The sequence below is a fragment of the Halococcus qingdaonensis genome, from assembly GCF_024508235.1.
GTDB lineage: Archaea > Halobacteriota > Halobacteria > Halobacteriales > Halococcaceae > Halococcus > Halococcus qingdaonensis.
Map to the genome: position 1 here is coordinate 2,614,563 of NZ_CP101943.1, position 12,644 is coordinate 2,627,206.

A 12,644-nucleotide genomic window follows, 5' to 3' on the forward strand; every position below is an offset into this window, starting at 1 on the left:
TTATGCCAGCTCTTCGAACTCCGAAAGCGCGTCGTCGTAGGCCGTAAACGCCGCCTCGATCGGGTCCGCGTCGGTCATGTCGACGCCCGCTTCGCGGAGCAGCTCGATCGGATAGCCGTGCGAGCCGGCCGAGAGGAACTCCCGGTAGGATGCTGCGGCGTCCTCGTCACCCCCGCGGATGCGCTCGGCGAGCGCGACCGCCGCCGAGATGCCCGTCGCGTACTGGTAGACGTAGAACGGCCGGTAGAAGTGCGGGATTCGCATCCACTCGCGGGCGATGCGGTCGTCGATTGCCGCGTCCTGATAGTAGTCGCTCTTGAGCGTGCCGTAAATGTCGTCGAGACGGTCGGGCGTGAGCGCCTCGCCTGCTTCGGTGAGCTCGTGGGTCTGCTGCTCGAACTCGGCGAACATCGTCTGGCGGACGAGCGTCGCACGGAACCGTTCGAGATACTCGTTGAGCACGTGCCGGCGGAAGGAGTCGTCCTCCACGGTGTCGAGCAGGTGGTGGGTCAGCAGCGCCTCGTTCACCGTCGAGGCGATCTCGGCGACGAAGATCTCGTAGTCGCCGTAGATATAGGGCTGGGCCTCGCTCGCCAGTTCGGAGTGCAGCGAGTGGCCGAGTTCGTGGGCGAGCGTGTACATCGAGGCGATGTCGTCCTGATAATTCATCAGGATGTAGGGCTGTGAGTCGTAGGTCCCGCCCGAGTACGCCCCCGACTGCTTGCCCTGGTTCTCGTAGACGTCGACCCAGCGGGAGTCGAGGCCTGCCGCGAGCTGCTCCTGATACTCCTCGCCGAGCGGCGCGACCGCGGCCGTGACGTGTTCTTTGGCGTCCTCGTATGGCACCTCGGGGCTCTCGGAGTCGACCATCGGCATGTAGAGATCCCACATCCGCAGTTCGTCGACGCCGAGTCGTTCGCGCTTGAGGTCGGCGTGGCGGTTGAGCACGTCGAGGTTCCCTCGTACAGTATCGACGAGCGTGTCGTAGACCTCGACGGGGATGTTCGCGCCGTCGAGACCGGCCTTTCGTGCGCTGTCGTAATTCCTGGCGTCGGCGAGTTTCACGTCGGCCTTGACGCTGTTGCGGTGGGCGGCCCCGACCGCGTTTCTGACGTCGTCCCACTCGTCGTAGAACTGTTCGTAGACGTCCCGACGGAAGGCGCGATCGGGTCGTTTCTGGAGCTTCGTGAAGTTGCTCAGCGAGATCTCGACGGCTTCCCCGTCGGGATCCTCGACGGTGGGGAACTCCATGTCGGCGTTCGTGAGCATCTCGTAGACCTCGTTGGCCGCGCCCGTCACCTCGCCGAGATCCGCGAGCAGCGCCTCGATCTCCGCCGAGCGGGTGTGGGGCTTCATCCGCAACACGTCGTCGAAGTAGTGATCGTACGTTTCGAGTTCGGGCTCTTCCTCGATCATCGCATCGAGTTCCTCGCGCGTGCAGTCCTGGAGCGCGGGGTCGATGAAACTCGCCGCGCTCGACGCGTCGCTCGCCAGCGACTGTGCCCGCGCGGTGAGCGCCTGATACTGCTGATCGGTGGTGTCCTCGTCGCGGCGCATCCGTGCGTAGGAGACGACGTTCGAGAGCTTCCTGAACAGCTCCTCGCGCGTTTCGAGCGTCGCCAGCAGGGTTTCGCCGTCCTCGGTCGCCCGTCCTTCGTAGGCTTCGAGCGCCGAAATCCCCTCCTCGACGTCCTCGTAGGCGGCCTCCCAGTCCTCGTCGGTGGCGTAGAGATTCGAGAGATCCCACGTGTATTCGGTGTCGATCTCGTTGCGTTCGGGAACCGAACTCATGGGGAAAACACGGCGGCCGAGCGGGGTAAACCTTCCCGAACCGGCGTCGGGAACGCCGCGAACGAAAGACTCAAGCGTGAATAACTGTTCAGTCAAAGTATGGGAGAAACCCGTTCGCGGAAACGGCCGTGGCTCGCGGCGTTGCTCTCGGCCATCGCGCCCGCGTTCGGCCACCTCTATCTCCGACGGTGGCTCCGGGCGCTCGGCTGGCTCGGGGTGACGATGCTTTCGAGCGTGTTCGTTCCCGATGCGACGCTCGATGCGCTCGTCTCCGGCCAGTCGTTCGCGTGGCTCGACGCCGCGCCGCTGCTCGCCGTCTCGCTGCTCAGCGTGCTCGATGCCTACCGGCTCGCGGTCGTCAACAACTACCTCCTCCGTGCCCGGAGCGTCGGCACGGAGATGGCGGTCTGTCCCGACTGCGGCCGGCCCGTCGAGGACGATCTCGACTTCTGCCAGTGGTGCGGGACGACCCTCGACGAGGTGGGTGCCGACGAACCCGCACGCCACGATGTCCAGTAGCTTCTCTCGAACTAGTCGATCCGTTGCTCTATCTCGCCGGCGACGCGTGCTCGCGTTGCGGCCTCAGTACGGACGTTCTCGAACAGTTCTCGCGCGCTCGTAGCGGCCTCCTCGTCGACTCGAAAGTCGAGTCCTGGATAGTCGACGCCGGTGAGCACGAGCGGCGCGGCCGGTGCGGCCGCGATCCCGTCCGGCCCCGAGAGCGTTTCGTCCGAGAGCGCCCGATCGACCATTGAGAGCGACGCGTCGCCGGTCGCGACGTTCCGAACGAGCGTGACGATACGACGAACGAGCTGGCGAGAGAAGCCTCCTGCACGGAGCGTCACGATCACGAACTCGCTATCGCGCTCGATCTCGCCGGCGAGCGTGCGGACGGTGTTGTGATCGTCGGGCGTGAGATTGTAGAAATCGTGTTCGCCCGCGAGCCGTCTCAGAACTGTGCGCGCCCGCTCGCCGTCGGCCGCCGGCGCGTGGAGCTGGTAGGTGTATTCGCGTGCAACGGCGTCGTGGGTCGCGTGAAACGACCCCGTATCGGCGTGTGCCCACGCGCGAATCGACCCTGGAAGCACGCCGTTGAGCGCCCGCGGTGTGAGCCACTCCGGTGCTGCGAGCCCGATCGTCTGTGCGACCGCCGAGACGCCCCTGTCGGTCCGTCCCGCGGCGGCGTAGCCCGATGGCTTTCGTTTGTCCGGATCGAGCACGCCAAGCTCGCGGAGGGCATCGAACAACGTCCCCTCGACGGTCGGCACCGTGGGCTGGCGCTGGAAGCCATAAAACGGTCGGCCGTCGTAGGCGAGCCGGAACACACGCATCACGCACTCTTTCTCCCCGCCGACCCTTCGCTCCGTTGGAATCCGGCTGATCGATGGATCGGCGGACGGATGCCGTCGCGTCGATCCATCGCTGGCCAAAGGATTCATACGCGCGCGAGACTAACCAAGCAGTCAGAGAATGGTTTTCGAATCGATCCATCACATCGAACGGAGACGGTCGTCCGTCGGAGCGGCACAGCCCGAACGCGCGGGTCGACAGTGAGCACGATCAACAAATACCTCGGCATCAACCGCGAGGTACTCGCGCTGGCGATCGCCCGGATGGCTGACTCGGTGGGCAACTCCTTTCTCATCGTCGTCCTCCCGATCTACATTGCCAGCGGGACGATCGAGGGCGGGACGGGCGGGCTCGGCGTCTCGCTGCTCACGGGGCTGATCCTCTCGGCGTTTGGCTTCTTCAACAGCGCGCTCCAGCCCTTTGCCGGGCGTCTGTCGGACAAACTCGGCAAGCGAAAGGCGTTCGTCCTCGCCGGGCTGGGACTGCTCGCGGTCGCGAATTTCACCTACTCGCTGGCGACGAGCTACTGGATGCTGTTCGTCATCCGGATCGCACAGGGGCTCGGCGCGTCGCTGACGATCGTCGCGACGATCGCGCTAGTCAACGAGCTCGCCGACGACGAGAGCCGCGGCGGGAACATGGGCACGTTCAACACCTTCCGACTGCTCGGCTTCGGGGCCGGTCCGATCGTCGCCGGGTCGGTCATCGGCGGCGGCCCGTACTCCCTTCTCGGGCTCTCGATCACGGGCTTCGAGGCGGCCTTCTACATCGCGACCATCTCGGCGGTGGTGAGTTTCGTGCTCGTCACGCTGCTCGTCACCGATCCCGACATCGAGCGCGCGACCGACGACGGGGACACCTCGATCGCGGTGTTCGACCACGACGCCGACGGGCTGATCGACCCGGTGTTCGCCCTCGGGGTCGCCTCGCTGTTCATGGCTGTCGGTATCGCCTTGCTCTCGGCGATCGAACCGCAGGTCAACGCCCGGCTCGGACAGGGTGCCGGACTGTTCGGCATCGAGTTCTCGGCGTTCGTGCTGATGCAGGTGCTCTTCCAGGCACCGATCGGTAGCGCGAGCGACCGCTACGGCCGCAAACCGTTCATCCTCATCGGGCTCGTCCTGCTCGTGCCCGCGACGCTCGCGCAGGGGTTCGTCGTCGCGCCGTGGCAGATGATCGTCGCCCGTGCCGCACAGGGGATCGCGGGCGCGCTCGTGTTCGCGCCGGCGCTCGCGCTCGCGGGCGATCTCGCGAGCAAGGGCTCGTCCGGCACGCAGCTGTCGGTGCTGACGATGTCGTTCGGCCTCGGCACCGCGATCGGGCCGCTCGCGTCGGGCTTTCTGGTGCGCTTTGGCTACGCCGCCCCGTTCGTCTTCGGCGCGGTGCTCGCCGCTCTTGGCCTCGTGCTCGTCTATACACAGGTTCAGGAGACCGTCGCTGTCGATCCCGATGCCGTCGGTTCCGCACCGACGGCCCAGGACTAACGTTCTCTCGGGCAACCGTTCTCGAAAATCCTCGTCGAAAAACGAAAACAGACAGCGCATTCGACGATCGGATGCTCCCACACCGTCAGCGAACGCCGTCGAACGGGTGTGACGCTATGTGGTGTCGATCTGTTCGTCCGCGAGTCGATCGAGAATCGGTTGCTCGCGTTCGATGATTCGGTCGACACGCTCGCGAAACTCTTCCCCGTCCGGTTCGGCCATGCCGGTGCTATCGTTTCGTTTCATAATTAGTGTTCTGACAGCCGTGATTCGTCGATATCGCCTGTTTCGAGCCACTCGGCGAGTTCGTCGTGAGTATCGATGATCTCCGTTGGCGTCGGCAGATCGTCCGTCATCGTTGCCCGATCGAACGACCCCGTCCCCTACTTTCTTTCGCCGGCATCGGGAAACTCGTCGACCGGTACCTGGTGCTGATCGCCCGACGCCATCTCCTTGACGGTCACGTTCCCGTCGGCGAGGTCCTGTTCGCCGACGATGACGGTCGTCTCGGCACCGATCGAGTCGGCGTACTCCAGCTGTGCGCCGAAGCTTCGGCCGGCGATGTCGGTCTCGACGACGTGGCCGCGCTCGCGCAGCTCGCGGGTGATCCCGGCGGCGGTCTCGCGCGTGTCACCCACTTGAAGAACGTAGTAGTCCGTCGTCGTCGCTTCTTCGGGCCAGACGCCGGCGCGTTCGCAGAGCAGCGAGAGGGTCGCCATCCCGAGCGCGACGCCGACCGCGGGCGTCGGCTGGCCGCCGAACCCCTCGATGAGATCGTCGTAGCGCCCGCCGCCGAACACCGCTCGGCCCACTGTGCCGGTGGTGTCGAAGCACTCGAAGACCACTCCCGTATAGTAGTCGAGACCCCGTGCGGTGTCGAGCGAGAGCGTGCAGTAGTCGCGCGCGCCGAGATCGGCCGTCGCGTCGAGCACGTTCTGGAGATTCTCGACCGCATTCTCCACACGTTCGGTCTCGGCGGCGGCCACGAGCTCGTCGAGGTTCTCCTCCTCGGTTGCGAGTAGCTCGTCGAACGCTTCGGCATCGGATTCCGAGAGGCCCGCGTCGCCGAGCAGTGCGCGATACTCGCCGATGGCGAGCTTGTCGCGTTTGTCGACCGCGCGGATCGCCGCCTCGGTGTCGACGTCGGCGTCGAACGACTCCAACAACCCTCCCAGGATGTCGCGGTGGCTCACTCGGAACTCGAAGTCGTCGCTCGTGAGCCCGAGCTCGGTGAGCGCGTCGGCGGCGTATGCGAGGATCTCGGCGTCGGCGGTCGGTTCCGCCGAACCGAAGATATCGACGTTGGTCTGGTAGAACTCGCGAAACCGGCCCTGCTGGACCGCCTCGTAGCGCCAGAACGGTCGCGACGAGACCCACTTGATCGGTTTCGAGAGCGCCTGCTGCTTTTCGACGACCATCCGCGCGACCGTCGGCGTGAGCTCGGGCGTCATCGCCACCTCGCGACCGCCGTGGTCGGTGAAGTTGTAGAGCTCCTCGACGATCTCCTCGCCGCTCTTGTCGGCGTACATCTGCGTGCGTTCGAGCGCCGGCGTGCCGATCTCGCGGAAGCCGTAGCGCTGGGCGACCTCCTCGACGTCGTCGATGACCTCACGGCGAGCGCTCATCTCGCCGGGATAGAAATCACGAAAGCCCTTGATGCGGTCGTACATACTGTCCGTTGGCGGTATCGGCGTGTTCACCCTTACGGAATGCGCCACGAGAACGGGGGTCCGGTCGTCGGCCGACCGGCAGCTATCGTCGTTTGATGTCGAAGCTCTTCTTGTCGGGTTTGAGCTCCTGGAGCAACTCCCGCATCTGGTCTTCGTCGATCTTGTCGCCGAGCCGGCCGCTGCGTGCGAGCGCGAACACCTGCTGTTCGACCTGCTCACCGAACTCGGGCTTGCTCATCTTCACCGAGTTGAGCCGCTGTCTGGCCCCGTCGGTGAGGTTCTGGCGGAGTACGGCCGATTTCTGTGCTTCGGCCTGTTCCTGCTGGGCCTGTCTGGCCTCCTCGTTCTGCCCGCCGCCCTGCTGCTGTTCTTTGAGCTGTTCGAGCTTCTGCTTGCGCAGTTCTTCGATGTCCTCCTCGGAGCCGCTCATACCGTCACGTTACGACTAGTCGAACAAAAGCCCGGCGGACGCTGCGGTGCTCGTCGGTCCGCTCCGAAATTCACGAATTCACGTGAATTCGTGACTTTCCTCAGCGGTTGAGTGTGTGGATCGCCCTGCCGCGCGCGTTCTCGACGGCCTCCACCACGGCCTCGCCGAGTGTGGGATGGGTGTGGATCGTCGCGGCGATGTCCTCCAGGGTCGCACCCATCTCGACGGCCAGCCCGAGCTCGGCGATCAGCTCCGAGGCCTCCGGCGCGACGATCTGTGCGCCGAGGATGAATCCAGCATCGTCGTCGGCGACGACGCGGACGAACCCGTCGCTCTCGCCGAGCGTGAGCGCGCGCCCGCTCGCGCGCATCGGCATCTCGCCCACAACCGTCGAGAAGCCCGCCTCTTCGGCCTCTTCCTCGGTCATCCCGACCGTGCCGATCTCGGGATCGGTGAACACCGCGGCCGGCACACTCTGGTAGTCGAGCGCCGACGGCTCGCCGGCGATGACTTCGACGGCGACCTCGCCCTCCTTCATCCCCTTGTGGGCCAACATCGGCTCGCCGGCGACGTCGCCGACGGCGAAGACATTCTCGACGTCGGTCCGTGCGCGATCGTCCGTTTCGAGGAAGCCGCCTTCGTCGGTCGCGAGCCCGATCGCGTCGAGGTTCAGCGTGTCCGTGACGGGTTCGCGCCCGACCGCGACGAGCGCCTTCTCCGCGCCGAACTCCGAGATCTCGCCGTCCTCGTCTTCGGTCTTGATGGTGATCCCGTCGCCCGACTCTTCCCATTCGCTCGCACCCTCACCGAAATAGAAGTCGATGCCGAGCTCCTCGGCACGGTCCTTGACGACGCGCGCGACGTCGTCCTCGTAGGCCGGCAGCGCCGAATCGAGCATCTCGACCACCGTCACGTCCGTGCCGAGTTTGGCGAACACGGTCGAGAGCTCCATTCCGATGTAGCCCGCGCCGACGACGACGAGGCTCTCGGGCACCGCATCGAGCGCGAGCGCCTCGCGCGAGGAGATGATGTGTTCGCCGTCGAATTCGAAGTTCGGGATCGACATCGGGCGCGAGCCGGTGGCGACGATCGCGTGCTCGAACTGGATGGTTTCGGAACCCTGGCCCTCGCCCGCGTGGGCGACCCGCACCGTATCGTCACCCGCGAACTCCGCACGCCCCTCGACGAGGTTCACGCCGTTGGCCTTGCAGAGCTTCTCGACGCCGCTGGTGAGCTGATCGACGACGTCGTCCTTCCAGCTCACCATTCCCGCGAGATCGACCGCGGGATCGGCGTGAATGCCCATCTCCTCGGCCGTGCTCGCGTCGTGCGCGACGTCGGTCGCCGAGATGAGCGCCTTCGAGGGGATGCAGCCGTGGTTCAGGCAGGTCCCCCCATACGCTTCTTTCTCGACGAGCGTCACGTCCAGATCGAGCTGTCCCGCGCGAATGGCGGCGACGTAGCCACCGGGGCCCGCGCCGACAATCAGTACGTCCGTCCCCGTCGTGACGTCTCCGACGACCATACCGACCGGAGGCGCGCGGACGTGAAAAATCAGTAGGGTCTGAATCGACTACGCTTCGAGCAGCAACCGCTGGGGGGTCTCCAGGAACTCCTCGACGCGGTTGGTGAACTGCGCCGCGATCGCGCCGTCGACGACGCGGTGGTCGATCGACAGCGAGAGTGTCATCACCTTGCGGGGGACGATTTCCCCGTCCTTGACTCGCGGTTTCTCCTTGATCGCGCCGAGCGCGAGGATCGCCACCTCGGGATGGTTGACGATCGGCGTCGCGTACTCGCCGCCGATGGCCCCGACGTTGGTGATGGTGAAGGTGCCGCCCTGCATTTCGTCCCGACTGATCGTGCGCTCACGGGCCTTCTCGACGAGTTCGTTCATCTCCGAGGCCAACTGGAGCATGTTCTTCCGGTCGGCGTCCTCGACGACGGGCACCATCAGCCCGGCGTCGGTCGCGGTCGCCACGCCGATGTTGTAGTATTTCTTCTGGACGATCTCCTCGGCCTCCTCGTCGAGCATGGAGTTGACCATTGGGAACTCGCGCAGCGCGGCCACGCAGGCCTTCATGACGAACGGCATGTACGAGAGGCTGATCCCCTGCTCGTCGGCGAGTTCCTTGAGGTCGGTCCGGGCTTCGACCAGCGCGGTGACGTCGACCTCGTCGTGATGGGTGACGTGGGGTGCGGTGTATTTCGATGCCGCCATCTGCTGGCCGATCGTCCGCCGGACCCCACGGTAGGGGATCCGTTCTTCCTCCCTCGATCCGGCGAGCGCGGCCCTGTCGGCGTCCTGTGCGGCCTGCTGAGCCTCGGCATAGGATTCGATGGCGGCTGGTGTGACGAACGCCTCACCGTCGCGCTCCTCGTCGGTCGGTACGGCGTCGATATCCACCCCCGAATCCGCGGCGAGTTTCCGCGTCGCGGGCGCGGCGAGCGTGCGCTCGCGATCGGCCGATTCGCCCGCCATCGCACCGCTCGACGCGGACTGACTCGCCGATGACGCTTGCGCTGCGCCACCCCCGGCGGTGTCCGTTTCGCCGGCATCCGCTTCGTCGGAGTCCTCGATACGTGTGGCGGCCGGTTCGGGTGAGTCGCTCTCCTCCTCACCGCCCGCTCCCGTTGCGTCCTCGGCGGCCGCGCGCACGTCGTGTTCGCTCACCCGGCCGCCGGGGCCGGAGCCGTCGATGTTCCCGATATCGACGCCGAGCTCGCGCGCCAGCCGCCGTGCGCTCGGGGCGGCGAAGACGCGCCCGCTCGCCGTCGGCGTCTCCTCGTCCGCCGTCTCTTCGGCCGTCGTCTCCGCCTCCGCCGCTGCGCTCGTCTCCGTGGTGGCGTCCGTTTCGGTCGATTCCTCAGTGCTCGTCGCCTCGTCGCTCTCGTCGTCGCCCTCCTCGGCGAACGTGATGATCACGGTGCCGACCGGCACCATCTCGCCCGCCTCAGCGTGGATCTCCCGAACGCTGCCGTTGACGGGCGAGGGAACGTCGACGACCGCCTTGTCCGTCTCGACCTCGGCGACGGGCTGGTCCTCCTCGACTGCGTCGCCCTCCTCGACCAGCCAGTCGACGATCTCGCCCTCCGCGACGCCCTCGCCCACGTCGGGCAGTTCGAACTCGCGGACCATTCAGAACTCCGCGGCCTCCCGGATCCCGTCCTCGATACGGGCAGCCTCGGGGAGATAGTAGTCTTCGAGCGCGTACAGCGGGAACGGCGTGTCGAAGCCCGTGACGCGCGTGATCGGTGCCTCCTGATACACGAGCGCCTCCTCCTGGATCGTGGCGGTGATCTCGCCGGCCAGTCCGCCGGTCTTGGGTGCCTCGTGGACGACGGCCGCCCGCCCCGTCTTCTTGAACGACTCGACGATCGCCTCGTCGTCGAGCGGCGAGAGCGTGCGGAGATCGACGACCTCGCAGTCGATGCCCTCCTCGGCGAGTGACTCGGCGGCCTCCATCGTCGGGCGGGTCATCGCGCCCCAGGTGAACACCGAGACGTCGCTCCCCTTCCGGCGAATGGCGGCCTCGCCGAGCGGCACGGTGTAGGATTCGTCGGGCACGTCCTCCCTGAACGCGCGGTAAATGAGTTTCGGCTCCAGGAACAGAACGGGGTCGGGATCGCGGATCGAGGCGGCGAGCAGCCCCTTCGTGTCGCGGGGCGTGCTCGGGATCACGACCTTGAGGCCGGCCTCGTGGACGAAGAACGCCTCTTTGGACTCGGAGTGGTGCTCCGGCGCGCGGATGCCGCCGCCGTAGGGCGCGCGGATCACCATCGGGCAGTTGAACCGGCCGCGCGAGCGGTTTCTGAGCCGCGCCGCGTGGCTGACGATCTGGTCAAAGCCCGGGTAGATGAACCCCTGGAACTGGATCTCGGGGATCGGTTTCATCCCGTAGGCGGCCATCCCGATCGCCGTACCGATGATACCCGACTCGGCCAGCGGCGTGTCGATGACGCGATCGTCACCGAACTCGTCGTGGAGGCCCTGTGTCGCCCGGAAGACACCGCCGTTCTCGCCGACGTCCTCGCCCATGACGAGTACGTCGTCGTCCCGGTTCATCTCGCCGTAGAGCCCGTCCCGGACCGCCTGGACGAGCGTCAGGCTCTGCGTTTCGCCCGTTTCCTGCTGTTCTGTCGTGCTCATTCCAGGATCTCCTCGTCGCCGTGGTCGTCGCGCAGGCGCTTCAGGTACTGTAACTGCTGATCGAGTCGTTTCGGCATCTCGGCGTAGACGTCCGCGAACATCTCCTCGGGCTCCGGGCGTTCGTGGGACTCGGCCGCCTCGATCGCGTCGGCGACGCTCTCCTCGATCTCTTCCTCGATCGCGTCGATGCGCTCGTCGTCGAGCAGCCCCTGATCCTCCAGAAACGCCTCCAGTCGCGGGATCGGGTCTTTCTGTTTCCACTCCTCGACCTCGTCGTCTTCACGATAGACCGAGGGATCGTCGGCGGTCGTGTGCGCGCCGAAGCGATACTGGACGGCCTCGATCATCGTCGGCCGGAGCTCGTCCTCGTCGGGATCTTTGGCCTTCTCGACGGCCTGCTGGGTGGCCTGATAGACCGCGAGCGGGTCCATCCCGTCGACCTGCACGCCCTCGAACCCGTAGGCGTTGGCCTTCTGTGCGAGCGTCGCGCTCGCCGTCTGTCGTTCTCTTGGAACCGAGATCGCCCACTGGTTGTTGTTACAAAAGAAGATGTTCGGGGTGTCGAACACGCCCGCGAAGTTCATCGCCTCGTGGAAATCGCCCTCGCTGGTCGCACCGTCGCCGAAGTAGCAGAGAAACGCCTTGGTCTCGTCGCGGAGTTTCGAGGCCCACGCCGCGCCGACGGCGTGCGGGAGCTGGGAGGCGATCGGCACCGCGGGCGTGAAGATGTTGGCGTCCTCTTCCTCGTAGCCCACCTCGTGACCCATCCAGTAGAGCAGGGTGCGCTCGAGCGAGAACCCCTTGATGAGCGACGCGCCGTGTTCGCGGTAGCTCGGGAACAGCCAGTCCTCTTCGGCCAGCGCGTGGGCGCTGCCGACCTGGGCGGCCTCCTGGCCCGACAGCGGCGGGTAGGTACCGATGCGCCCCTGGCGCTGGAGCGAGACGGCGCGCTGGTCGAAGTGGCGCACCAGCCGCATCTCGCGGTACATCGCGATCAGCAGCTCGTCGTCGATGTCCGGCACCGTCGCACCGTCGCGTACCTCTCCGTTCTTGTCGAGAACTTCGATGCGCTCGCCGACTTCGTGCTGTAACGTGCTCACGGGCGGAGCCACCTCGCTGACATACCTGCACCATTGATTGCCGCAGTTATATCCTTTTTGTAAAAGGGTTTTTGTGACCGCTGTTCTTGCCACCCCAGCCCTGAAAAACCGTTCGTGTGTCGCGTTCGCACACGAAAAACGACGAATTCGTCAATAATCGGTGCTTGTCCGTGAAAATCTGAACCCCGAATAGCCGTCGCGGGACGGGCGACGACCAACCGACCGCCAGACGGTTTTTGCGACTCGGCGACGAAGATCGATGCGTGAAGGCACGACATCTCGATCACGTGAACCTCCGCATCCCGGCCGACGGGGCCGACGCCGCACGGACGTTCTACGGCGACCAGCTCGGTTTCGGCATCGAGGACACGCTCTACGAGACGGGCGAAAAACCGTTTCTCGACGCGCGACTGTCGGCGACCGCGGTCGTCCATCTCTGGCCGACCGACGAGTTCGAGGTCCCGACGGCGACGAACTTCAACCATTTCTGTGTCGTCGTCGAGGAACCGATCGAGACGGTCCGCGAACGCCTCGACGAGGAAGACGTCGAGATCGACGACGAACTCGCCGCGCCGCGTGGGGCGACGGGCGAGGCACCCTCGATCTACGTCGTCGATCCGTTCGGCTACCGGATCGAGCTGAAAGAACGCGTCTGACGGTAATTCGGGG

The 12,644-nt window shown here is 65.8% G+C and carries 11 protein-coding genes; 3 read left to right on the forward strand and 8 right to left on the reverse strand.

Going from position 1 to position 12,644, the window contains the following annotated elements; translation table 11 throughout:
* On the reverse strand, positions 1–1,791 hold the full coding sequence (pepF, locus tag NO363_RS13690; protein ID WP_256685855.1) for an oligoendopeptidase F: 1,791 nt from the start codon (positions 1,789–1,791) through the stop codon (positions 1–3).
* Between the two features lie 99 nt (positions 1,792–1,890).
* On the opposite strand from pepF, the gene NO363_RS13695 reads away from it, so the two are divergent.
* Positions 1,891–2,310: a zinc ribbon domain-containing protein gene (locus NO363_RS13695; protein WP_256685856.1), complete on the forward strand. Its 420-nt coding sequence runs from the start codon at positions 1,891–1,893 to the stop codon at positions 2,308–2,310.
* Between the two features lie 11 nt (positions 2,311–2,321).
* Here the strand turns inward: NO363_RS13695 and truA are convergent, their stop codons facing one another.
* Positions 2,322–3,122, reverse strand: coding sequence for a tRNA pseudouridine(38-40) synthase TruA (gene truA / locus NO363_RS13700; RefSeq protein ID WP_256685857.1), 801 nt, complete (start codon positions 3,120–3,122; stop codon positions 2,322–2,324).
* Positions 3,123–3,341: 219 nt separating this feature from the next.
* On the opposite strand from truA, the gene NO363_RS13705 reads away from it, so the two are divergent.
* Positions 3,342–4,625 (forward strand): MFS transporter, encoded by a 1,284-nt coding sequence (locus NO363_RS13705; RefSeq protein ID WP_256685859.1) that lies wholly within the window; start codon positions 3,342–3,344, stop codon positions 4,623–4,625.
* A gap of 383 nt (positions 4,626–5,008) precedes the next feature.
* On the opposite strand, the gene hisS is transcribed toward NO363_RS13705, so the two are convergent.
* The 6 genes from hisS to pdhA form a co-directional block, all read right to left on the reverse strand.
* Entirely contained in the window at positions 5,009–6,295 is a 1,287-nt protein-coding gene (gene hisS / locus NO363_RS13710) for a histidine--tRNA ligase (RefSeq protein ID WP_256685860.1), read from the reverse strand.
* Positions 6,296–6,377: 82 nt separating this feature from the next.
* Positions 6,378–6,725 carry a DNA-binding protein gene (locus tag NO363_RS13715; protein WP_007740549.1) on the reverse strand — a complete coding sequence of 116 codons (348 nt, stop codon included), beginning with the start codon at positions 6,723–6,725 and terminating at the stop codon, positions 6,378–6,380.
* A gap of 100 nt (positions 6,726–6,825) precedes the next feature.
* Entirely contained in the window at positions 6,826–8,250 is a 1,425-nt protein-coding gene (lpdA, locus tag NO363_RS13720) for a dihydrolipoyl dehydrogenase (protein ID WP_256685863.1), read from the reverse strand.
* Between the two features lie 48 nt (positions 8,251–8,298).
* On the reverse strand, positions 8,299–9,864 hold the full coding sequence (locus tag NO363_RS13725; protein WP_256685864.1) for a dihydrolipoamide acetyltransferase family protein: 1,566 nt from the start codon (positions 9,862–9,864) through the stop codon (positions 8,299–8,301).
* A complete protein-coding gene (locus NO363_RS13730; RefSeq protein WP_256685866.1) occupies positions 9,865–10,875 on the reverse strand; it encodes an alpha-ketoacid dehydrogenase subunit beta in 1,011 nt (336 codons plus the stop codon).
* Complete coding sequence (gene pdhA / locus NO363_RS13735) at positions 10,872–11,975, reverse strand: pyruvate dehydrogenase (acetyl-transferring) E1 component subunit alpha (RefSeq protein WP_256685868.1); 1,104 nt, start codon at positions 11,973–11,975, stop codon at positions 10,872–10,874. Before pdhA ends, NO363_RS13730 begins: the two co-directional genes overlap by 4 nt.
* Positions 11,976–12,238: 263 nt before the next feature.
* Here pdhA and NO363_RS13740 point away from each other — a divergent pair, with 263 nt between their 5' ends.
* Positions 12,239–12,631 (forward strand): VOC family protein, encoded by a 393-nt coding sequence (locus NO363_RS13740; protein ID WP_256685870.1) that lies wholly within the window; start codon positions 12,239–12,241, stop codon positions 12,629–12,631.
* Positions 12,632–12,644: the final 13 nt, after the last annotated feature.

Coding starts and splice junctions, on each gene's coding strand:
- pepF (WP_256685855.1), bottom strand. CDS start 1,791: ATGAGTTCGGTTCCCGAACGCAACGAGATCGACACCGAATACACGTGG.
- NO363_RS13695 (WP_256685856.1), top strand. CDS start 1,891: ATGGGAGAAACCCGTTCGCGGAAACGGCCGTGGCTCGCGGCGTTGCTC.
- truA (WP_256685857.1), bottom strand. CDS start 3,122: ATGCGTGTGTTCCGGCTCGCCTACGACGGCCGACCGTTTTATGGCTTC.
- hisS (WP_256685860.1), bottom strand. CDS start 6,295: ATGTACGACCGCATCAAGGGCTTTCGTGATTTCTATCCCGGCGAGATG.
- NO363_RS13715 (WP_007740549.1), bottom strand. CDS start 6,725: ATGAGCGGCTCCGAGGAGGACATCGAAGAACTGCGCAAGCAGAAGCTC.
- lpdA (WP_256685863.1), bottom strand. CDS start 8,250: ATGGTCGTCGGAGACGTCACGACGGGGACGGACGTACTGATTGTCGGC.
- NO363_RS13725 (WP_256685864.1), bottom strand. CDS start 9,864: ATGGTCCGCGAGTTCGAACTGCCCGACGTGGGCGAGGGCGTCGCGGAG.
- NO363_RS13730 (WP_256685866.1), bottom strand. CDS start 10,875: ATGAGCACGACAGAACAGCAGGAAACGGGCGAAACGCAGAGCCTGACG.